This window comes from Aeromonas fluvialis (assembly GCF_000819885.1).
Lineage (GTDB): Bacteria > Pseudomonadota > Gammaproteobacteria > Enterobacterales > Aeromonadaceae > Aeromonas > Aeromonas fluvialis.
Genome location: NZ_CDBO01000034.1, coordinates 48,455 through 70,659, shown reverse-complemented (window position 1 = coordinate 70,659; position 22,205 = coordinate 48,455). Strand labels below are relative to the sequence as shown.

Genomic DNA, 22,205 nt, shown 5'->3' with positions numbered 1-22,205 from the left:
AGATCCCGCCGATCACGATGCCGCTGACCAAGAGGGCCATGGCGATGGAGCCAAACCAGGCTGCGTAGCTCACACCGGGTTGCTGCACCACCAGCAGGCGTCGCCAACGCTGTCTGAGTTCATCGACCTGGTTGTTGGTCAGGGCCATCAGGTTGCGATCTATCACACCGGCCAGCTTGGCCTGATCTTTATTGATGGCAAAACCAAGACCAAAGCGATCTTCGAGCTCCTCAATATTGAGACCATCCAGCAGATTGGTGCGTTGCGGGTACTGCAGTTGATAGAGCTCGCTCAGCATGGCATCCGCCTTGCCCTGTTTGATCGCCGCTATCCCCTGCTCGAGTCCGTCAGTACGCTGCCACTCCTGATCACCGAGCAGAGCAAGCAAGGAGGGATCGTAGAGGGATTCCGGCACCAGAATACGCTGGCGCTTGAGTTGCGTGACGTGGTCGGCGACCACCTTGCGTTTGCTGATCAGGACAAACCTGTTGATGGAAATCATCCTGCTAAAGATGAATTCATCCGTCAGTGCCGGGGATTCCGGCAAACCGGCCATCATGTCAGCCTCCCCACGGCGCAGCTTCTCGACTGCCTCCGCCATGCTGGCGGCCGGTACCAGCTTGTATTTCAGGCCGGTCTCCTGGGTGACCCAGCGCAGCACATCCGCACTCCATCCTTTCGCCTCCCCCAGATCATTGATGCCGCTATAGGGCATCAGCTCGGGATTGACCACCAGACGAACGGTGCGCCCACGGCCAGATAACCAGGCTTGTTCGGTATCACTGAAGTGCAGTTGGTTAACATAGAGCGATCCCTGATCGAGATAGCGACCCAGATCGGCATAGAGACTGCCGGCAGGCATGTAGCGGATGGCGGTATCGATAAGGCGGGCCAGCTCCGGTTCATTGCGCATCATCAATCGATAGCTGACCACCATCTCGTCCCCCAACAATCGGCGCAGTCGCAAACCATCGGCGTGAAACTCACGCATCAGGTAGCGCAGTTGCAGGTAATCACCGAGATAGGCATTACCTTTGCCATTTTCCAGCGCCGAGTAAAGCGTCTCCTCCTGTGACAATTGTCTGATCACCGCATCCGGATAGAGCGCTTTCAGCATCCTGCTGGAACCGGTAGTTGGCGAGACCAGAAATGTCGCGTGTTGGAGGTCGCCACGATAGAGGATGGCCGCATCCGTCTCCATCATGGCCCGGCTGATCAACATATTGGGCAACACGCTCGAAAGAGGGCCAATATGAGGGACCAGGTCACAATTGCCCTGTTGCAAGGCATCACGTACGGCTTGCCAATCGGGTAATTCGTTGATCATGAGCGGCACGGGCAACACGACGGCCAGTTGTGCGATGTGATCCTTGAGCAGTCCGCCATCAGCCAAGAGGTAGGGCGGTGGAAGCGTCGCCGGATAACAGATCTCCAGCTGCTTGATGGTGTTTACATAGGCTTGGGTGGCCACAGGGAGCGGCAGCACTGTTTTTGGCAAGCTGACAGTCTGCATCGGCTTGGCTGACAAGGGGATCGCCAGCACGGCACCCAGAAGCAAAACGGGGAATTTGGTCATTTGAAAACAAAAGCCAGGCAGATGCCTGGCTTTATATCACTCGTTGGGTTCAACATTTTCTACCCTGGCCTTGAGCTTCTGGCCAGGCCGGAAGGTCACCACGCGGCGGGCGCTGATAGGAATATCCTCACCCGTCTTGGGGTTACGTCCGGGACGCTGATTCTTCTCACGAAGGTCAAAGTTACCGAAGCCTGAAATCTTGACTTGTTCACCACGCTCAAGCGCCTGTCGGATTTCCTCAAAGAAGGCTTCCACCATATCTTTGGCTTCACGCTTGCTCATCCCGAGCTGGGTGAACAGGTGCTCTGCAATGTCGGCTTTGGTAAGCGCCATAGATCAATCCCTCAAGGATGCATTCAACTCTTCACCAAGGGCCCGCACGACATTGTCTACGGTCTCGGCAATCTCTTTCTCCTCCAGGGTGCGCTGGGTATCTTGCAATACAAGACTGATGGCCAGGCTCTTCTTGTCCTCAGCCATACCAGCGCCCTGGTATACGTCAAACAAGTTTATTCCAACTACCTGATTTCCGCCAACTTTTTTAATTACCGCAAGCACATCACAGGCCAGAACCTGACGGTCGACCACCACAGCAATATCACGACGGTTAGCCGGGAACTTGGAAACCTCGGCAGCCACTGGCACCTTGGCCGGGGTCAGCTTGTCCAGCTCCAGTTCAAACATCACCGCGCGGCTCTTGAGACCCAGCTTCTTCTCGAGGCTCGGGTGGATCACGCCGATATGGCCGATGACCTCGCCGTTGCGCAAAATGGCGGCGCTCTGGCCCGGATGCAGGGCACTGTGTTCGGTACGCTCGAAGGTAAAGCTGGCCCCTTCGGCGGTCAAATCCAGTACCGCCTCCAGATCCCCTTTCAAATCAAAGAAGTCGGCGGCGCGGGTTTTGATGTCCCAGTGCTCGTCGCTCTGGTTGCCGGTGATGATACCGGCCAGCATCGGCTCCTGACGGATGCCGTTTTCGGCGCTTTCATCCTTGATGAAACGCAGACCCTGCTCGAACAGACGCACCCGCGGCTGCTGACGGTTCTGGTTGTAGACCACCGCCTGAACCAGACCAGGGAACAGAGAGACGCGCATGGCGGACATCTCGACCGAGATCGGGTTGGGCAGCACGATGGCGTCGCTCTGCGGGAACAGGGTTTGCTGGGTCTTGGGATCGACGAAGCTGTAGGTGATCGCTTCCTGGAAGCCGCGGTCAACCAGCAGATCACGCACCCGCTTGAGGGTCACCTGCCCTTCAGCCTGCTCCACCATCGCCAGAGAGGCAGCCGGTTTGAGGTTCGGGATATTGTTGTAGCCGTAGATGCGGGCCACTTCCTCGATGAGGTCTTCCTCGATGGCAATATCGAAACGCCAGGAGGGGGCCAGTGCAGTCCAGCCATCCGCATCCACAGTGACCTGCATGCCGAGGCGAGTCAGGATCTCTACCACCTGCTCATCAGCCACGCTGATACCGATCACCTTGTCGAGCTTGGTGCGACGCAGTTTGATAGGAGCGGCTTTCGGCAGATAGGCATCGGATTTGACCTCGATGACAGGACCGGCTTCGCCACCGCACTCTCCGCCACAAATGTCCAGCAGCAGACGGGTGGCTCTGTCCATCACCTTGGCTTGCAGCTCGGGATCCACCCCGCGCTCGAAGCGGTGAGAAGAGTCGGTGTGCAGGCCATAGGCACGGGCACGACCCGTGATGGAGAGCGGTGCAAAGAAGGCACACTCCAGCAGGATGTCGGTGGTGGTCTCACTAACGCCGGTGCGATCGCCGCCGAAGATACCGGCCATGCAGGCAGGGCCTTTGGCATCGGCAATCACCAGGGTGGTCTCTTTGAGCTTCACTTCGTTGCCATCGAGCAGGGTCATCGGCTCATCAGCGTGGGCACGGCGCACCACCAGTTCCCCTTCCAGCTTGGCCAGATCGAAGGCATGCATCGGCTGACCAAATTCCAGCAGCAGATAGTTGGTGATGTCGACAATGGCGTCGATGGAGCGAATGCCGCCACGACGCAGCTTCTCTTGCATCCAGAGCGGGCTCATGGCGCGCAGGTTCAGCCCCTTGATGACGCGACCCAGATAGCGCGGGCAGTCGGCGGGGGCCTCAACCCGGATCGGGAAGGTCGCGTCGATAGTTGCCGCCGCCGGGGTCCAGGTCGGCTCGACCACGTCCACGCTGTTGAGCACGCCGATCTCGCGGGCCAGTCCCGCAATACCGAGGCAATCGGCACGGTTCGGGGTCAGATCCACGTCGATCGAGACGTCGTTCAGATTGAGGTAGTCGCGAATATCGGTACCGATGGGAGCATCGGCCGGCAGCTCGATGATGCCATCGGCTTCAACGTCGATACCCAGCTCGCTAAAGGAGCAGAGCATGCCGTGGGACGGCTGGCCACGCAGTTTGGCTTTCTTGATGGTGAAATCACCCGGCAGGGTCGCCCCTACCTTGGCCACGCAGACTTTGAGGCCCTGACGGCAGTTCGGCGCGCCGCAGACGATGTCCAGCAGCTCGGCTTCGCCCACGTTGACCTTGGTCACCCGCAGCTTGTCGGCGTCCGGGTGCTGGGCGCACTCGACCACTTCACCCACGACCACATTGTTGAACTGGCCGGCCACCGCTTCCACGGCGTCCACTTCCAGACCGGCCATGGTGATCTGCTCGGCCAATGCATTGTCACTCAACTCGGTGCGGACCCACTCCATCACCCAGGATTTACTGAATTTCATGTTCTCTCGCCCTTACTTGAACTGCTTGAGGAAGCGCAGGTCGTTTTCGAAGAAGGCACGCAGGTCGTTGACCCCGTAACGCAGCATGGTCAGGCGCTCAACGCCCATGCCGAAGGCAAAGCCGGAGTATTTTTCCGGATCGATGCCGACCGAACGCAGCACGTTCGGGTGCACCATGCCGCAGCCCAGCACTTCCAGCCATTTGCCGTTCTTGCCCATCACATCCACTTCAGCGCTCGGCTCGGTGAACGGGAAATAGGAAGGACGGAAGCGAATGGTCAAATCTTCCTCGAAGTAGTTGCGCAGGAAGTCGTGCAGGATGCCCTTCAGCTCGGTAAAGCTGGCATGCTCGTCGACCAGCAGACCTTCGACCTGATGGAACATCGGGGTGTGGGTCATGTCGTAGTCATTACGATAGACTCGGCCCGGGGCAATGATGCGGATCGGCGGCTGTTGCTGCTGCATGGTGCGGATCTGCACACCGGAGGTGTGAGTACGCAGCATCAGATCAGGGTTGAAGTAGAAGGTATCGTGGTCGGTACGCGCCGGATGATGAGCCGGGATATTCAACGCATCGAAGTTGTGGAAGCCATCTTCAATCTCGGGACCACGGGCAACCTTGAAGCCCATCTCGCCAAACAGGCGCTCGATACGCTCGATGGTGCGAGTGACCGGGTGCAGACCACCATTCTCGATACGGCGACCCGGCAGGCTGACGTCGATGGTCTCGGCGGCCAGCTTCTGATTCAGTACGGCGATTTCGAGGGCCTCACGACGCCCGTTCAAAGCATCCTGAACCTGCTGTTTGGCCTGGTTGATCACGGCGCCCGCTGCGGGACGCTCTTCGGCAGACAGGGCACCCAGGCCCTTCATCTGCTCGGTAAAAAAGCCTTTTTTGCCCAGATATTTGACCCGGATCTCGTCGAGGGTAGCGATATCACTTACGCCCTCAATTTCGGCCTTGGCCTGGCCGACTACTTCTTCAAGCTGTTGCATGTCTTCCTCGTCACCACTCCCGAAACAGGAGCCTTTAGGCTAAATAAGGTCAAGAGGGGAATAATACAAAAAAAGCCCCTTCGCTGACCATAGTTAAGGTGGGCTTTTCTCCCTACAAATCATTTTGTTATATCAAGCGAGTCTCAACCATGCCCCTATGCACTTGAAATAGGGTTACAACGATTTAGTTTGTTGGCATATGAGATGTTTGCGAGGCTGATGTGGTACGTGAAAAACAAGCAACAAAAAAGGAGGCCTGAGCCTCCTTTATTTTTTATAACAGAACCGGATTAGACCAGAGCTGCTTTAGCTTTTTCAACCAGGGCGGTGAAAGCCATTTTGTCGTGAACGGCGATATCGGACAGGATCTTGCGATCGATCTCGATAGAAGCCTTCTTCAGACCGTTGATCAGACGGCTGTAGGACAGACCGTTCTGACGGGCAGCAGCGTTGATACGCGCAATCCACAGCTGACGGAACTGACGCTTTTTCTGGCGACGGTCACGGTAGGCATACTGACCAGCTTTGGTTACCGCTTGTACCGCTACGCGGTAAACACGGGAACGTGCGCCGTAGTAACCTTTGGCGGCTTTCATTACTTTCTTGTGACGAGCTCGAGCAGTCACACCACGTTTAACTCTTGGCATTTTTTACATCCCCCCTTATGCGTACGGCAGACAAGCGACAACACGTTTGTGGTCGGCAGCGGAAACCATGAACTTCGGTCCCAGCTTGCGCTTACGCTTGCTGCTCTTCTTGGTCAGGATGTGACGCAGGTGGTTATGCTTGCACTTAAAGCGACCCGAGCCAGTCTTTTTGAAGCGCTTTGCAGCACCCCGGTTGGTTTTCATCTTCGGCATTTCATACTCCGCATTGTGAGTGACAACAAAATCGCAAGGCGAACCAACTCATGGAGCGAGCCCCATGAGTCAATTTCTTGTGGGCCTTAAGATTTCTTCTTAGGTGCGAGGACCATCACAGCTTGACGGCCTTCGACTTTCGGGAACGACTCGACTACGGCCAACTCTTCCAGATCGTTCTTGACGCGCTCGAGAACCTTGATACCAAGATCCTGGTGTGCCATTTCACGACCACGGAAGCGCAGGGTGACCTTAGCCTTGTCCCCGTCTTCCAGAAAGCGAACCAGGTTGCGTAGTTTTACCTGATAGTCGCCTTCGTCAGTGCCAGGACGGAATTTGATTTCCTTGACCTGGACGACTTTCTGCTTTTTCTTCTGTTCTTTGGTTGTTTTGCTCTTTTCGTAGAGGAATTTGCCGTAATCCATGATCCGGCAAACGGGCGGCTCAGCATTTGGACTGATCTCGACCAGATCAACTCCGGCCTCTGCGGCCAAGTTCAGAGCATCTTGAATGGTGGTGATGCCAATGGCTTCACCCTCCAGACCAGTCAGACGAACTTCTTTCAGACGGATCTCTTCATTGATCCGGTGAGCGCGGGCTTGCGGTTGCTTGCCCAGTTTTTTTCCGCCTTTTATAGCTTATTCCTCCACTTTCTTTTGTCCGCGGGTCTGAACTTCCTGGGTCAGCAGAGCGATGAACTCTTCAACAGGATAAGTGCCCAGGTCAGCCCCTTTACGAGTCCGTACTGCAATCTTACCGGCTTCAACTTCTTTATCGCCGCAGACCAGCATGAAAGGTACTCGCTTCAAAGTATGCTCGCGGATTTTAAAGCCAATCTTCTCATTTCTCAAGTCCGCTTTTGCGCGAAGGCCCACATCATTCAATGCTTTGGCTACTTTCACCGCATAATCGGCCTGATTATCCGTGATATTCATGACCACAGCCTGAGTCGGTGCCAACCAGGTCGGGAACAGACCGGCGTACTCTTCAGTCAGAATACCGATGAAACGCTCGATGGAACCCAGAATGGCCCGGTGGATCATCACGGGAACGTGACGTTCGTTGTTTTCGCCCACATAAGTGGCGCCCAGACGACCAGGCAGGGCAAAGTCGAGCTGCACGGTACCACATTGCCACGCACGATCAAGGCAATCGTGCAGGGTAAATTCAATCTTGGGACCGTAGAACGCCCCCTCACCCGGCTGCAGATCGTACTTCAGACCGTTAAGCTCCAGAGCTTCGGCCAGTGCAGCCTCCGCGCGATCCCAGGCTTCATCGGAACCGATCCGCTGCTCGGGTCGGGTTGACAGCTTGACCACGATGTTCTCGAAGCCAAAAGTGCCGTAGACGTCATAGACCATACGAATACAGGCGGAGACCTCTTCCATCACCTGCTCTTCGGTACAGAAGATGTGTGCGTCATCCTGAGTAAAGCCCCGTACCCGCATCAGACCATGGAGGGAACCGGATGGCTCATTGCGGTGGCAGGAACCGAATTCGGCCATGCGCAGCGGCAGATCGCGATAGGACTTCAAACCCTGATTGAAGATCTGGACGTGACCCGGGCAGTTCATCGGCTTGATGGCGTACTCGCGGTTCTCGGACTGGGTGGTGAACATGGCATGGGCATACTTCTCCCAGTGACCTGAACGCTCCCACAGCACGCGGTCCATCATGAAGGGACCTTTCACTTCCTGATAGTCGTACTCTTTGAGCTTGCCGCGGATAAAGGTTTCCAGCTCACGGAAGATGGTCCAGCCATCGTTGTGCCAGAACACCATACCGGGCGCCTCTTCCTGCATGTGGTACAGGTCGAGTTGCTTGCCGATCTTGCGGTGGTCGCGCTTGGCGGCCTCTTCCAGGCGCTGCAGGTATGCCTTGAGCTGTTTCTTGTCAGCCCAGGCAGTACCGTAAATACGCTGCAGCATCTTGTTGTTGGAGTCGCCACGCCAGTAGGCGCCGGACATCTTCAGCAACTTGAAGTGATGACAGTGACGCATGTTGGGCACGTGCGGGCCGCGACACATGTCGATGTACTCTTCGTGATGATAGAGACCTGGCTGGTCATCACGGGCAATGTTCTGATCCAGGATTTCGACCTTGTAAGTCTCGCCACGGACATCGAACACATCGCGTGCTTCCTGCCAGGAGACTCTCTTCTTGATGACGTCGTAATCCTTGGCTACCAGCGCCAGCATGCGCTCTTCCAGGGCAGCCAGATCTTCATCGGTCAGGGTGCGGTCAAGATCAACGTCGTAGTAAAAACCGTTGTCAATGACAGGACCGATGGCCATCTTGGTCTGGGGCCAGAGTTGCTTGATAGCGTGACCCAGCAAGTGGGCGCAGGAGTGGCGCAGGATGTCCAGACCTTCTTCGTCTTTGGCAGTGATGATGGCCAGCGCAGCATCGGCTTCGATAAGCTCGCAGGCATCCACCAGTTCACCGTTTACCCGACCAGCAATGCACGCCTTGGCGAGACCCGGACCGATGTCCGCGGCCACATCCATGACGGAAACAGAATGGGCAAATTGACGTTGGCTGCCGTCAGGCAGAGTAATGATTGGCATTATGTGTTTCCTTATACAGTGGTGACCCGTACCAAAGGCCACGTGCGAATTGAAAATGTCCTTAAAAATCAAGCCACTCACCTTGATGTTTCACCGTTCACAATACGGTTGGTACACACAGTGGCACACAAAGTATTTTTTGTGTGATGCTATCAATTGACAGGTACAGCGGGGGATTGTATCAGACGTGACAACTCAGGCAAGTTGCCATGACGCTTTTGCATACAGCGCCGGGGCTGACTACCGGATTGTGTGGGCGGGTATACAACCCCATGACCACTCAGGGCTGGCCCTTATTATGAAAATAGTTATTGCCGCCAGACACCCCATCGTCTCCCTCCCTGTGCTAGCTTTCATAGCATAGGAGCCCGTCTGGGAGGAGAGAACGATGTACACCTATGACATATCGTTTCCGGAGCACGCGGAGAAAATTATCCATCCAGATCACCTACTGACTACGCACTGCCCCGTCCATCTCGGTGAGCTGGTAATCCTGAGCGATGGCAGCAAGCGCGAGGTTTGCAGCATAGTGCACAGCGCCGACCGCAGCACGCTCTACGTCACCGACATCACCCCGGGCAAAGTCAGCGCCAGTACCTGAAAGCGCAGGCTAGCTTGCTTGGCCGACCTACAGTAGTGGCTCCCCGTTGAAGTCGAAGTCACTGCGCCCCTCTTCCGCCAGCGCCAGTTCCTGCAGGACCCGTAGCGCCAGCTTGTTTCCCTTCTGGGAGGCCTGATAGAGCCACTGGTTAGCCTCGGCCATGTTGACTTGGCCGTTGGCCCCCATCAGATGGAGCCCTCCCAGCTTTAGCATAGCGGGCACATCGCCGTTGCGAGCCGCCAGCTCCATCCAGTGAAACGCCATGTGCAAGTCCCGTGGCACCCCCACCCCGCGCAGGTAAAGCTCCGCCAACCGGTACTGGCCAAAGGCATCTCCCGCCTGCGCCGACTGACGATAGAGGAGGATGGCCCGGTTAATATCCTGCTCACTCCCCTGCCCCACTTCATGGCTCCACCCCATCAGGGCTTGCGCACGGGGTAGCCCTTGTACTGCCAGTGGCGACCAGATCCGGGTCGCCTCATCGAAGTGGCCAGTGCGCCAGGCACGATTTGCCGAGGCCATCTCCTGCTCGGTGGAGAGCGGGAGCAGGCGCCAGATAACTAGGCCAAGCAAACCAATAAACAGCCAACGGGAAGTGGTAAGTCTCATGATGATTTTCGTGATCCAGTTCTCATTTTCTCCATGTAAACGAAATGTAGCACTGCAATCAAGCAAGAGATCCCTGTGACAACCCTTTTTATGCCAGATCGATACGCCGCAGTTGTCATTTCTCTGTGGTACCCGCAAAATGACTGTATGTATATACAGACATAGTGCATACCATGGCAGGACGAGGCAGCCCCCACAATATCGCTCACCGTTTCAGCGGCCAAAGGATCGAGATGGTCGATGACGGCTGGTACTCTTTCGACCGGGACGCCGCCTTCACGCCCTCAGCCCCAGGCACAGAGGTGAGGGAGATCGACGCACGCCGCATCATCAGCTACAACAGCTCGCCGGATGTTCCCTTTGGCCGCTCCATCAACCCCTATCAGGGGTGTGAACACGGCTGCATCTACTGCTATGCCAGACCCAGCCACGCCTATCTGGAGCTCTCCCCCGGCCTCGATTTCGAGAGCAAGCTGTTTGCCAAGCGCAATGCGGCAGATCTGCTGCGCCGGGAGTTTGCCAAACCGGCGTATCAGCCACAAACCATCGTTATTGGCGCCAATACCGACCCCTACCAGCCGATCGAGCAGCGTTATCGCCTCACCCGCCAACTGCTGGAGGTGATGCTGGCCCACCGTCATCCGGTCGGGCTCATTACCAAGAGCGCCATGATCTTGCGCGACCTCGATCTGCTGGCCGAACTGGCCAAAACGGGGCTCTGTCAGGTGATGGTATCGGTGACGACCTTGAACGAAACCCTGCGCCGCCAGCTGGAGCCACGTGCCAGCACGGGAGCTGGCCGGTTGAAGGTGATCGAGAAGCTGGCCAGTGCGGGCGTGCCGGTGGGAGTACTGGCCGCCCCCATGATCCCGCGGCTCAATGAGCCGGAGCTCGAGCAGATCATCAAATCGGCCGCCGCGGCAGGTGCCAGCTGCGCCGATTACATCTTGCTACGGCTGCCCCACGAATTGGCACCGCTTTTTGGTGACTGGCTCGATACCCACTATCCGGACCAGAAGGAGGCTATTTTGAATCAGCTGCGAGCCAGCCGGGGTGGCGGGCTCAACAGTGTGGCATTTGGTTCGCGGATGCGTGGCGAGGGGCACTTTGCCGATCTGCTGGCCCAGCGCTATCGCCTTGTCAGCAAGCGCCTTGATCTGGGCAAACGTCATATTCAGCTCAGGGAGGATGGTTTCATCCGTCCGGGGGAGCAGTTGTCGCTCTTCTAATTATCCTTCGCACTCCCCCGCTTGCACGATGCACCATCCCCTAGCCTGCCCGCGGGTCCCGACCCTGTAGCACCATTTCAACCGGCAGTCGCGAGGGTTCATGGGCCACTTCATGCTCATCCTCCCCACACGTCGAAACCACTGACGGGCCCCATACCCGGCTCCACCAAATTTCCCACGTGATCCAACGGGTCATATGCCGCTCCTTAGGGTGAAGGTGATGGCAACAGCGCACCACTCGCCCACCAGGATAGCGGCTGGGGATGACAGGGGAATGACAAAAAAAATCATTTGTAAAACGGTGACTGACCGTGGCGGAAAAAGCAGGCAAATAAAAAGAGCGACCACCAGGGTCGCTCTTTTTGATCAGAGACGTTGCTCGGGTAACCGGTGACGATTACTCGTCGCCCGTTTCCCCTGCCTCGACCGCATCAGTGCCGGTCGCGGTATCGGTACCTTCAGATACCTCACCGTCAACGGCCAGAGCGTCGTTCTCGTCTTCGTCGCTCTCGGCGATGCGCTGCAGGCCTACCACGGTCTCGTCTTCACCGGTACGGATCAGACGGACACCGCCGGTGTTACGGCCAATGACGCTCACTTCGGCAACGCGGGTACGCACCAGGGTGCCGCCGTTGGTGATCAGCATGATCTGGTCGGTATCCTCGACCTGAATCGCATCGATCACCTTGCCATTGCGCTCATCCACCTTGATGGAGATAACGCCCTGGGTACCACGGCTCTTGGTCGGGTACTCGTCAAGTGCAGTACGCTTGCCGTAACCGTTCTCGGTGGCGGTGAGGATGGCTCCTTCGCCACGGGGAACGATGAGGGAAACCACCTTGTCACCGGCGCCCAGCTTGATGCCACGCACACCGGCAGCGGTACGACCCATGGGACGTACGCCCTTGAAGGTACCCTTGCTTTCGCTGCTTTCACCGTTGTCGCTGCCATCATCGTCGTTGCCGGCGTCGTCGTCGGTTTCAACTTCGTCAGTGGCATCGGCATCAGCGCGACCGCTGCCTTCCGCAAAGCGAACAACTTTGCCCGCGTCGGAGAAGAGCATGATCTCATTGCTACCATCGGTGATATCCACCCCGATCAGCTCATCACCCTCTTTAAGGTTAATGGCACGAATACCGGAGGAGAGCGGACGGCTGAAGTCAGAGAGGCTGGTCTTCTTCACGGTACCGTTGGCGGTGGCGAAGAACACATACTTCTCGGCATCATACTCCTTCACCGGCAGGATGGCGGTGATACGTTCACCCTCTTCCAGCGGCAGCAGGTTAATGATCGGACGACCACGGGCGCCACGGGACGCCTCCGGCAGCTGGTAAACCTTGAGCCAGTAGACCTTGCCGCGGGTAGAGAAGCACAGAATGGTGTCGTGGGTGTTGGCCACCAGCAGACGCTCCACAAAGTCCTCTTCCTTGATCCGGGTGGCCGACTTGCCACGACCACCGCGGCGCTGGGCCTCGTAGTCGGAGAGCGGCTGATACTTCACATAACCCTGATGAGACAGGGTAACCACCACGTCTTCCGGGGTGATCAGATCTTCGATGTTGATCTCGGCACTGGACATGCTGATCTCGGTGCGACGTTCGTCACCATACTGCTCGCGCACGGCCAGCAGTTCATCGCGAATCACTTCCATCAGACGTTCCGGGCTCGCCAGGATGTGCAGCAGCTCGGCAATCAGATCCAGCAGAGACTTATACTCTTCCAGGATCTTCTCGTGCTCCAGACCGGTCAGCTTGTGCAGACGCAGATCAAGGATGGCCTGGGCTTGCTGTTCGGTCAGGAAGTATTGACCTTCGCGGATCCCGAACTCCGGCTCCAGCCACTCTGGCCGCGCCGCGTCGTCGCCCGCTTTCTCCAGCATGGCGGCCACGTTGCCGAGCTCCCAGCCCTTGGCAACCAGGCCCGCTTTCGCATCGCTCGGGGTTGCGCTGTGACGGATCAGCTCGATGATGGGGTCGATGTTGGCCAGCGCAACCGCCAGACCTTCCAAAATGTGTGCCCGATCCCGCGCCTTGCGCAGTTCAAACACGGTCCGGCGAGTCACCACTTCACGGCGGTGCAGCAGGAACGCATCCAGGATCTCTTTAAGGTTCATCACCTTGGGCTGGTTGTTATCGAGCGCCACCATGTTGATGCCGAACGTGGTCTGCATCTGGGTGTGCTTGTAGAGATTGTTCAGCACAATCTCGCCGGACTCGCCGCGCTTGATCTCGATAACGATGCGCATGCCGTCTTTGTCAGACTCATCGCGCAGGGCACTGATGCCCTCGATCTTCTTCTCTTTAACCAGCTCGGCGATCTTCTCGATCAGGCGAGCCTTGTTCACCTGATAGGGGATCTCGTGAACGATGATGGTCTCTCGACTGGTCTTCTCGTCCACTTCCACTTCAGCCTTGGCACGGACATAGACAGAGCCACGACCGGTGCGGTAAGCCTGCACGATGCCGGAACGACCGTTGATGATGCCGCCGGTGGGGAAATCCGGGCCAGTGATATAGGTCATCAGCTCGTCAATGGTGAGGTCGCCGTTTTCGATCAGCGCCAGACAGCCGTTGACTATCTCGGTGAGGTTGTGAGGCGGAATGTTGGTCGCCATGCCCACCGCAATACCGGAGGAGCCGTTGACCAGCAGGTTGGGCACCTTGGTGGGCATGACCGCCGGGATCATCTCGGTGCCGTCATAGTTCGGCACCCAGTCCACGGTCTCTTTGTCCAGATCAGCCAGCAGCTCGTGGGAGATGCGGGCCATCCGCACTTCGGTATATCGCATGGCCGCGGCGCTGTCGCCGTCGACTGAACCGAAGTTGCCCTGACCATCGACCAGCATGTAACGCATGGAGAAATCCTGCGCCATCCGGACAATGGTGTCATACACGGCGCTATCGCCGTGCGGGTGATATTTACCGATTACGTCACCGACCACACGGGCCGATTTTTTATAGGGCTTGTTCCAGTCGTTCCCCAACTCGTTCATAGCAAACAGAACGCGGCGGTGAACCGGTTTCAAGCCATCACGCACATCCGGCAGAGCTCGTCCTACGATCACGCTCATGGCGTAATCAAGATAGGAACTCTTGAGCTCTTCTTCGATGTTGACCGGCGTGATCTCTCTGGCCAGATCGCTCATAGAAAGCCTTATCCCTAAATTAGTTGTTCTTTGGCTTAAACAGCGCGACATGGTAACACACTGAGCCAAATACATTAAGCCACAAATCGGGTATCACATCGGGCTGGTGTGACAAAGTCCGTCCGTTATAATGCCCGCCAGGACAATAGATTGCGCCCATGACTCAGAAGCGGGCGCCCTGCCACAGGATCTTCGAAAAATGAACAGTGATGCCAATGTCGATCTGACAGAAATCGCCAAGTTTGAAGCCATCGCCTCCCGCTGGTGGGACATGGAAGGTGAGTTCAAACCCCTGCATCAAATCAATCCGGTACGCCTTGACTGGATCACCGACAAAAGTGGCGGTCTGTTTGGCAAGCGCATTCTTGATATCGGGTGTGGTGGTGGCATCCTCTCCGAGAGCATGGCCCGCCGCGGTGCCAGGGTGACCGGCATCGACATGGGCAAGGAGCCCCTCGGCGTCGCCCGCCTGCACGCCCTGGAACAGGGGATCGAGCTCGAATATCGCCAGATCACCGCCGAAGCCCATGCCGCCGAAGTACCGGGTCAGTATGACGTGGTCACCTGTATGGAGATGCTGGAGCACGTGCCTGACCCCGCCTCCGTGCTGCGCGCCATCGCCACGCTGGTACGTCCGGGTGGACGGGTGTTTGTCTCCACCATCAACCGCAACCCCAAATCCTATTTGATGATGATCATCGGCGCCGAATACCTGATGAAGATGGTGCCCAAGGGTACCCATGATCACAACAAGTTCATCACGCCGGCCGAACTGTGCCAGATGGGGGAAGCGGCGGGCCTGCTGGTGCGTGACATGAGCGGCGTCCACTATGCACCGCTGTCAAACAGCTTCAAGCTGGGTCGCAACGTCGACGTCAACTACATGGTGGAGTTTGTCCGCCCGGAGCAAAGTTGATGAGCGCCACTCACCCTCTGCCCCTGCGCTGCGTACTGTTTGATCTGGACGGCACCCTGCTCGATACCGCCCCGGATCTGGGGGCCGCCGTCAACCATGTGCTGATCAATGAAGGCTTTGCCCCCCTCTCTGACGACATCATCCGTCAGACCACCTCCCACGGGGCGCTCGGGTTGCTCAAGGCGGGCCTTGGCGACGAACTGCTTGAAGAGCTGGGGACCACGCGCCTGCGCACCGCCCTGCTCGATTACTACGCTGCCCATCTTTGCGTCGGTACCCGCCCCTATGAGGGGATGGTGGCGCTTATCGAGTGGCTGGATGAAAAAGCACTGCCCTGGGGCATCGTCACCAACAAGCCGGGCTTTCTCACCGAGCCGCTGCTGGCCGCCCTGCCACCGCTTGCCAACTGCGGCGTGACGGTCAGCGCCGATACCCTGCCGGTACGCAAGCCAGACCCCGCACCGATGTTTTTTGCCTGCGAGAAGCTGGGGATCGAGGCGGCTCACTGCCTCTATGTGGGGGATCATGTGCGAGACATCGAGGCTGGCCGCAACGCTGGCATGCGCACCGCCGTCGCCGGCTGGGGTTATCTGAATGACAATGAGGATCCCGCCGACTGGGGCGCGGATCTGCAGTTCGATACCGTACAGGCGCTGCACCACTGGCTGAGGTACGAACTGGACTAAGCGGTCGCCCTCCTGTCTGAGCACTCGGGCAAGGCTGCCGTGGATACATCTAGAGTTGGACAATCAGGAGGAGCTCCGCGCGTGGGCTGTCTTGGATAACGCCACACGTAGATAACGCAAGAGATGGATAACAGACGCAGCTTTGCGACCATCCCTTGAGCTGTGCGGTAAAAATGACGCCCATCTGGTCACTCGAGCGACAAAACGTGGGATCGGCAATCATCCCCCGTTTTGCCGGTTTGACAAGCAGTGCGGCTGCGGGATAAGACATCTGTTGACCCTTGCTGCACAAGGGATAACCAGGCTGAATTTACTAGTAAAAACACCCCGCTTTCGCAAGCAAAAAAGTTATTTAAATTTTCCATGTTCGATCATCAGACTTGCATTTACCAGATCGGACGGATGAAAACCCGTTCGCTGTGAGCGTCCACTAACTCCATCGACAACACCCACAATTTATCCACAGCAATTGTTTTACCCACAGATTGCAAAGCCGGGCAGACCTCACTATCTTGTAGATCAAATTCAAAATAACACTATATCTTGTGATTCATCGCACAATAGTTACCCAACAACTGCATCGGTCCGTCCTCCTGTGACCGCTGGCAGACGGGTGACGTGCGATGGTTTTTCGGGAATCAACTGAAGGTCATCAGCCAATGAACTTGTTTGTGACGAAGCGTAACGGACACAAAGAACCCATCGATCTGGATAAAATTCACCGCGTGCTGGACTGGGCCGCCGAGGGTCTCGACAACGTGTCGGTCTCCCAGGTAGAGCTCAAGTCCCACATCCAGTTCTATGACGGCATCCGTACCGCCGACATTCACGAAACCATCATCAAGGCGACGGCTGACCTCATCTCAGAGCAGACCCCTGACTACCAGTACATGGCTGCCCGTCTGGCCATCTTCCACCTGCGCAAGAAAGCCTATGGCCAGTTTGAACCGCCCCACCTCTACCAGCACGTGGCTCGTCTGGTGGACATGGGCAAGTATGACAAACACCTGCTGGAAGACTACACCCAGGCCGAGTTCGAAGAGCTGAACACCCACATGGATCACTGGCGCGACATGGATTTCTCCTACGCGGCGGTCAAGCAGTTGGAAGGCAAATATCTGGTACAAAACCGCGTCACCGGCGAGATCTACGAAAGCCCGCAGTTCCTCTACATCCTGGTCGCGGCCTGCCTCTTCTCCAAGTACCCAAAAGATACTCGTCTGGACTACATCAAGCGCTTCTATGATGCGGTCTCGACCTTCAAGATCTCCCTGCCGACCCCGATCATGAGCGGCGTGCGCACCCCGACCCGCCAGTTCAGCTCCTGCGTCCTGATCGAGTGCGATGACAGCCTGGATTCCATCAACGCCACCGCCAGCTCCATCGTGCGTTATGTCTCCCAGCGCGCCGGTATCGGCATCAACGCCGGCCGAATTCGCGGTCTGGGTAGCCCCATCCGTGGCGGCGAAGCCTTCCACACCGGTTGCATCCCCTTCTACAAATACTTCCAGACTGCCGTGAAGTGCTGCTCCCAGGGCGGGGTGCGCGGCGGTGCGGCTACCCTGTTCTACCCGCTGTGGCACACCGAAGTGGAGAGCCTGCTGGTACTGAAGAACAACCGCGGGGTGGAAGAGAACCGGGTTCGTCACATGGACTACGGTGTACAGATCAACAAGCTGATGTATCAGCGCCTCATCAAGGGCGGTGATATCACCCTGTTCTCCCCGTCCGATGCGCCGGGTCTGTACGATGCCTTCTTCGCCGATCAGGAACAATTCGAAGCGCTCTACATCAAGTACGAGCAGGATCCGGCCATTCGCAAGAAGACCCTCAAGGCGGTGGAGCTTTTCTCCCTGATGATGCAGGAGCGTGCCGGTACCGGTCGCATCTACATCCAGAACGTCGATCACTGCAACACTCACAGCCCGTTCGATCCGAGCGTGGCCCCGGTACGCCAGTCCAACCTCTGTCTCGAGATTGCGCTGCCGACCAAGCCGCTCAACAACATCGACGACGAGAACGGCGAGATCGCCCTGTGCACCCTCTCTGCCTTCAACCTGGGCGCTATCGACAAGCTCGACGATCTGGAAGAGATGGCCGATCTGGCGGTGCGAGCCCTCGATGCCCTGCTCGACTATCAGGACTATCCGATTGCCGCCGCCAAGCGTGGCAGCATGGGTCGTCGTACTCTGGGGATCGGCGTCATCAACTACGCCTACTACCTGGCCAAGAACGGAGTCCGCTACTCTGACGGCTCCGGTCTGGCTCTGACTCACCGCACCTTCGAAGCGATTCAGTACTACCTGCTGAAAGCTTCCGTGCAACTGGCGCGCGAATTTGGCCCCTGCCCGCTGTTTGGCGAGACCACCTATGCCCAAGGGATCTTGCCGATCGACACCTACAAGAAGGATCTGGATGTACTGTGCAACGAGCCGCTGCACCTGGATTGGGAAGCCCTGCGCGAAGAGATCCGCACCGTGGGTCTGCGCAACTCCACCCTGACCGCCCTGATGCCGAGCGAGACCTCCAGCCAAATATCCAATGCCACCAACGGCATCGAGCCTCCGCGCGGCCTGGTGTCGGTCAAGGCATCCAAGGACGGCATTCTCAAACAGGTAGTGCCCGAGTATGAGCGCCTGAAAGATCAATATGAACTGCTCTGGAAGCAGCCGAGCGTTGACGGCTACCTGCAGCTGGTCGGTATCATGCAGAAGTTTGTGGATCAGGCGATCTCCGCCAATACCAACTACGACCCGGCCCGTTTCGAAGGCAACAAGGTCCCGATGAAACAGTTGCTGAAGGACTTGCTGACCGCCTACAAATACGGCCTCAAGACCCTCTACTATCACAACACCCGTGATGGTGCCGACGATACCCAGACCGATCTGCAAGATGACGGTTGTGCCGGCGGGGCTTGCAAAATCTAAGTTGCGGCAAGAACTGATAACCGGGCGGGAGCGACAAGCTCCCGCTCTCCTGTTTTCTCCATATAGACATTCTGGTAACCATGGCCTATTCAACTTTCTGCCAAACCCAAAACGACCAGCTCAAAGAGCCGATGTTTTTTGGCCAATCGGTCAACGTAGCCCGTTATGACCAGCAAAAGCACGAAGTGTTCGAGCGGCTGATCGAAAAGCAACTCTCCTTCTTCTGGCGCCCGGAAGAGGTGGATGTCTCCCGTGATCGCATCGACTACCAGGCCCTGCCCCCGCACGAACAGCACATCTTCATCTCCAACCTCAAGTACCAGACCCTGCTGGACTCCATCCAGGGCCGTAGCCCCAACGTGGCGCTGCTGCCCCTGGTCTCCATCCCGGAGCTGGAAACCTGGATCGAGACCTGGGCCTTCTCCGAGACCATCCACTCTCGCTCCTACACCCATATCATCCGCAACATCGTCAACACCCCCGCTCAGGTGTTTGACGATATCGTCACCAACGAGCAGATCTTGAAGCGCGCCGGCTCCATCAGCCACTTCTACGACGATTTGATCGAGGCGACCGCCCTCTACAACCTGCATGGTGAAGGCACCCATCAGGTAGCTGGCCGCGAGGTGACCATCACATTGCGCGAGCTGAAGAAGAAGCTCTATCTGTGTCTGATGAGCGTCAACGCATTGGAGGCGATCCGCTTCTATGTCAGCTTTGCCTGTTCTTTCGCGTTCGCCGAGCGGGAGCTGATGGAGGGCAACGCCAAGATCATCAAGATGATCGCCCGTGACGAGGCACTGCACCTGACCGGTACCCAGCATATGCTGAACCTGATGGGCAGCGGTCAGGACGACCCAGAGATGGTCGAGATCGCACGGGAATGCGAGCAGGCCAGCTTCGATCTGTTCAAAGAGGCCGCCATACAGGAGAAAGAGTGGGCCGAGTACCTGTTCCAGGACGGATCCATGATCGGCCTGAACAAGGATATCCTCTGCCAGTACGTGGAATACATCACCAACCTGCGGATGGCAGCTGTGGGTCTGCAACCCGCCTTTGAGGGCGCGAAACAGAACCCAATCCCCTGGATCAACACTTGGCTCTCTTCCGACAACGTACAGGTCGCCCCGCAAGAGGTAGAGGTAAGCTCCTACCTGGTGGGTCAGATCGACAGCGAAGTCAATGCCGACGATCTGGGTGACTTCGAGCTGTGAACCAGTTATCTGATATGCTAGTTGGCCAGCACGACAGTGAAGTGAATACCAATGAGCTAGGTGATTTCGAGCTGTGAGTGACGCCACCAACAGGCTGCCCCCTGCCCCACATGAACAAGCCGAAATGCAGGCTGTGCAGGCTCCACGGGTACATACCCGGGATGGCGTGCTGCACGCCCATCCCGGCGAAAGCGTGCTGGAGACCCTGGAGCGCTACGGCCATCGGGTCGAGTTCCAGTGCCGCAGCGGCTATTGCGGCGCCTGCCGAACCCCGCTCATCACGGGCAAGGTGCACTACCCCAATGTGCCGCTCGCCTTTGTCTCCGAGGGGGAGTGCCTCCCCTGTTGTTGCAAGCCGGTGGGCGCCATCCGGCTCGATATCCAGAAGAGCTGACGCCGCCACAAGCTAACCACTCTCGCAAAAGAGAAAGCCGCCGGAGCAATCCGGCGGCTTTCTTGTCTCATCATATTGTTTCAGGGCGCCCTGCGCAGACGCCCAAACCATATAGGGTTACAACCAGGGGGCAGCAGTCGGCCCGTGGTGCAGGCCCAGCTTCCAGACCCGGCCAAAGTGCTTGTAGTGACCCGCCGCGACACCGGCCTTCTCGCCCATGCCATGGTATAGGTCGAGGTGGCCCTTCTTCACCGCACCACCCACATCCAGCGCAATCAACAGCCGCAGCTGGTGCTTGCCGGTCCAGTTTCCCTCTTTGTCCAGCAGCGGTACTTCCGCCAGGATCGGCGTGCCCATCGGCAGCAGGGTCTTGTCGGCCGCCACTGCCGCCATGGGCAACAGTGGAATGCCTGCGGCGCCCACGACGTCATTGGTGGGACGACGCTCGAAGAAGACATAGGAAGGGTTCTGCTCCACCAGCTCCTTGACGCTCTCCTCCGGTTGACGGTTGGCCCACTCCTTGATGGCTTTCAACGACATCTGCTCTTTGGGCACCTCACCCCGATCGATAAGCACCCGGCCAATGCTCACGTAGCCGTGGCCGTTCTTGCCGCTGTAACCCAGATATTGCAGCCTATCGTCGTCGCCGTAGTGAACAAAGCCCGAGCCCTGCACATCCATCAGGAAGTTGTCGATGAGGGATTTACTGAAACCCAGCTCCAATCCGCGGTTGGCCAACGCCCCCTGATGGATTTCGGCACGGGTCGGACAACGGCTACCACAGTTGGGCATGGCATAGATGGGGTATTTGTACTCGGCATCCGGGCGGTGACGCACCTCCAGTACCGGTGAGTAGTAGCCGGTAAAAAGCACATTGCCCATCCGATCCGCACCGCCCAGCTGGGCCAGACTGATGCCGTAACGGGTAATGTCAGCGGGATTGCCGCCGTTCGCTACCCAGCGGGAGAGCAGACGATAGAGTTCACCATAGCGGCTCGCCATCCGTCCGGAACGCTGTATGACAATGCGGCTTTGGGGGCCAAATTTGCTGTAATCGGCACTGGCACGACTGTTGACCCGCTCGACCCGCACCAGATCCTCCGGCAAGGTACCATCCAGATACTGCTTGCCCAGATTTTCTGGCACCTCACAGTTGAGAAAACATCTGTTGTCGGTCTGTTTTTTGGGCTCATCTACATGCTCAGAGTTACCCGCACACCCGGCCAACCCCAGCACGATAGCAGTCAGCCAGTATCCGTGTTTGTTCATATGTCCTCATTTAACACCAAGAGCCATGCTCGGCGGGAAGATGCCAAATTTGCAGGGGGAAAGCAAACGACATCAATCACTTGAAGAGAGATTTCTCCAAAGGGGGACCCTGGGTTATAACAATGTGACAGGATATGCGAGGTGATGGATGGAACAGCTCGAAATATTCCCGCTGCAGAGCCCCTGTATCGGGGTCTGCGAGGTGAACAACAAGGGCTATTGCAAAGGGTGTTTACGCAGCCGCGAAGAGCGTTTCAACTGGCTCGCCATGACCCCTACCCAGCAGCAGGAGGTGATGCGCCTGTGCCGAGATCGCAAACGCCGGGTTGAGGCGGCGCGGCGCAAGGCCAGAGAAGGGGCGTCCACCGAACAGATGCCGCAACCCGGCTGGGATTTCTAGCCTCCCCCTCCTTTTCTCAATGACTCCCCTCGATCAAATATAAAAAAGCGGCCCGCAGGCCGCTCTTGGTGATGACGTGT

19 protein-coding genes are annotated in these 22,205 nt (G+C 57.4%); 8 read left to right on the top strand and 11 right to left on the bottom strand.

Going from position 1 to position 22,205, the window contains the following annotated elements:
- The 8 genes from BN1125_RS07070 to thrS all read right to left on the bottom strand — a co-directional run.
- A partial coding sequence (locus tag BN1125_RS07070; RefSeq protein WP_244268477.1) for a transporter substrate-binding domain-containing protein occupies positions 1 to 1,576 on the bottom strand: 1,576 nt, incomplete at its 3' end.
- Positions 1,577 to 1,612: 36 nt separating this feature from the next.
- The gene (gene ihfA, locus BN1125_RS07065) at positions 1,613 to 1,909 is read right to left on the bottom strand and encodes an integration host factor subunit alpha (RefSeq protein ID WP_005300715.1); all 297 of its coding nucleotides are present in this window, start codon (positions 1,907 to 1,909) and stop codon (positions 1,613 to 1,615) included.
- Between the two features lie 3 nt (positions 1,910 to 1,912).
- A complete protein-coding gene (pheT, locus tag BN1125_RS07060) occupies positions 1,913 to 4,312 on the bottom strand; it encodes a phenylalanine--tRNA ligase subunit beta (RefSeq protein WP_042011437.1) in 2,400 nt (799 codons plus the stop codon).
- 12 nt (positions 4,313 to 4,324) lie between these two features.
- Entirely contained in the window at positions 4,325 to 5,308 is a 984-nt protein-coding gene (gene pheS / locus BN1125_RS07055) for a phenylalanine--tRNA ligase subunit alpha (RefSeq protein ID WP_042011436.1), read from the bottom strand.
- Positions 5,309 to 5,598: 290 nt separating this feature from the next.
- Positions 5,599 to 5,955, bottom strand: coding sequence for a 50S ribosomal protein L20 (rplT, locus tag BN1125_RS07050; protein WP_005336687.1), 357 nt, complete (start codon positions 5,953 to 5,955; stop codon positions 5,599 to 5,601).
- Between the two features lie 15 nt (positions 5,956 to 5,970).
- Positions 5,971 to 6,168: a 50S ribosomal protein L35 gene (gene rpmI, locus BN1125_RS07045; protein WP_005315535.1), complete on the bottom strand. Its 198-nt coding sequence runs from the start codon at positions 6,166 to 6,168 to the stop codon at positions 5,971 to 5,973.
- An 86-nt stretch (positions 6,169 to 6,254) separates the two neighbouring features.
- A complete protein-coding gene (infC, locus tag BN1125_RS07040) occupies positions 6,255 to 6,785 on the bottom strand; it encodes a translation initiation factor IF-3 (RefSeq protein WP_280136064.1) in 531 nt (176 codons plus the stop codon).
- A 21-nt stretch (positions 6,786 to 6,806) separates the two neighbouring features.
- Positions 6,807 to 8,735 (bottom strand): threonine--tRNA ligase, encoded by a 1,929-nt coding sequence (thrS, locus tag BN1125_RS07035; RefSeq protein WP_042011434.1) that lies wholly within the window; start codon positions 8,733 to 8,735, stop codon positions 6,807 to 6,809.
- A 388-nt stretch (positions 8,736 to 9,123) separates the two neighbouring features.
- On the opposite strand from thrS, the gene BN1125_RS07030 reads away from it, so the two are divergent.
- Positions 9,124 to 9,336 (top strand): hypothetical protein, encoded by a 213-nt coding sequence (locus tag BN1125_RS07030; protein ID WP_042011433.1) that lies wholly within the window; start codon positions 9,124 to 9,126, stop codon positions 9,334 to 9,336.
- 27 nt (positions 9,337 to 9,363) lie between these two features.
- Here BN1125_RS07030 and BN1125_RS07025 read toward each other — a convergent pair whose 3' ends face one another.
- Positions 9,364 to 9,945, bottom strand: a complete 582-nt coding sequence (locus BN1125_RS07025; RefSeq protein WP_042011432.1) for a tetratricopeptide repeat protein — start codon at positions 9,943 to 9,945, stop codon at positions 9,364 to 9,366.
- A 173-nt stretch (positions 9,946 to 10,118) separates the two neighbouring features.
- Here BN1125_RS07025 and BN1125_RS07020 point away from each other — a divergent pair, with 173 nt between their 5' ends.
- Positions 10,119 to 11,174: a PA0069 family radical SAM protein gene (locus BN1125_RS07020; RefSeq protein ID WP_042011431.1), complete on the top strand. Its 1,056-nt coding sequence runs from the start codon at positions 10,119 to 10,121 to the stop codon at positions 11,172 to 11,174.
- A 397-nt stretch (positions 11,175 to 11,571) separates the two neighbouring features.
- Here BN1125_RS07020 and gyrA read toward each other — a convergent pair whose 3' ends face one another.
- A complete protein-coding gene (gene gyrA, locus BN1125_RS07015) occupies positions 11,572 to 14,319 on the bottom strand; it encodes a DNA topoisomerase (ATP-hydrolyzing) subunit A (RefSeq protein WP_042011430.1) in 2,748 nt (915 codons plus the stop codon).
- A 199-nt stretch (positions 14,320 to 14,518) separates the two neighbouring features.
- Here gyrA and ubiG point away from each other — a divergent pair, with 199 nt between their 5' ends.
- From ubiG to yfaE, 5 genes are all read left to right on the top strand, one after another.
- The gene (ubiG, locus tag BN1125_RS07010; RefSeq protein ID WP_042011429.1) at positions 14,519 to 15,235 is read left to right on the top strand and encodes a bifunctional 2-polyprenyl-6-hydroxyphenol methylase/3-demethylubiquinol 3-O-methyltransferase UbiG; all 717 of its coding nucleotides are present in this window, start codon (positions 14,519 to 14,521) and stop codon (positions 15,233 to 15,235) included.
- Complete coding sequence (locus BN1125_RS07005) at positions 15,235 to 15,921, top strand: HAD family hydrolase (RefSeq protein WP_042011428.1); 687 nt, start codon at positions 15,235 to 15,237, stop codon at positions 15,919 to 15,921. The genes ubiG and BN1125_RS07005 overlap by 1 nt, the downstream gene beginning before the upstream one ends.
- A gap of 659 nt (positions 15,922 to 16,580) precedes the next feature.
- Positions 16,581 to 18,848, top strand: coding sequence for a class 1a ribonucleoside-diphosphate reductase subunit alpha (gene nrdA / locus BN1125_RS07000; protein WP_042011426.1), 2,268 nt, complete (start codon positions 16,581 to 16,583; stop codon positions 18,846 to 18,848).
- 80 nt (positions 18,849 to 18,928) lie between these two features.
- Positions 18,929 to 20,062 carry a class Ia ribonucleoside-diphosphate reductase subunit beta gene (gene nrdB, locus BN1125_RS06995; RefSeq protein WP_042011425.1) on the top strand — a complete coding sequence of 378 codons (1,134 nt, stop codon included), beginning with the start codon at positions 18,929 to 18,931 and terminating at the stop codon, positions 20,060 to 20,062.
- Between the two features lie 73 nt (positions 20,063 to 20,135).
- A complete protein-coding gene (gene yfaE, locus BN1125_RS06990; RefSeq protein WP_042011424.1) occupies positions 20,136 to 20,456 on the top strand; it encodes a class I ribonucleotide reductase maintenance protein YfaE in 321 nt (106 codons plus the stop codon).
- 117 nt (positions 20,457 to 20,573) lie between these two features.
- On the opposite strand, the gene mltA is transcribed toward yfaE, so the two are convergent.
- Complete coding sequence (mltA, locus tag BN1125_RS06985; RefSeq protein ID WP_042011423.1) at positions 20,574 to 21,725, bottom strand: murein transglycosylase A; 1,152 nt, start codon at positions 21,723 to 21,725, stop codon at positions 20,574 to 20,576.
- 148 nt (positions 21,726 to 21,873) lie between these two features.
- Between mltA and BN1125_RS06980 the strand changes: the two genes are divergently transcribed.
- Positions 21,874 to 22,125, top strand: a complete 252-nt coding sequence (locus tag BN1125_RS06980) for a DUF1289 domain-containing protein (protein WP_042011422.1) — start codon at positions 21,874 to 21,876, stop codon at positions 22,123 to 22,125.
- The last annotated feature ends 80 nt before the right edge of the window (positions 22,126 to 22,205 follow it).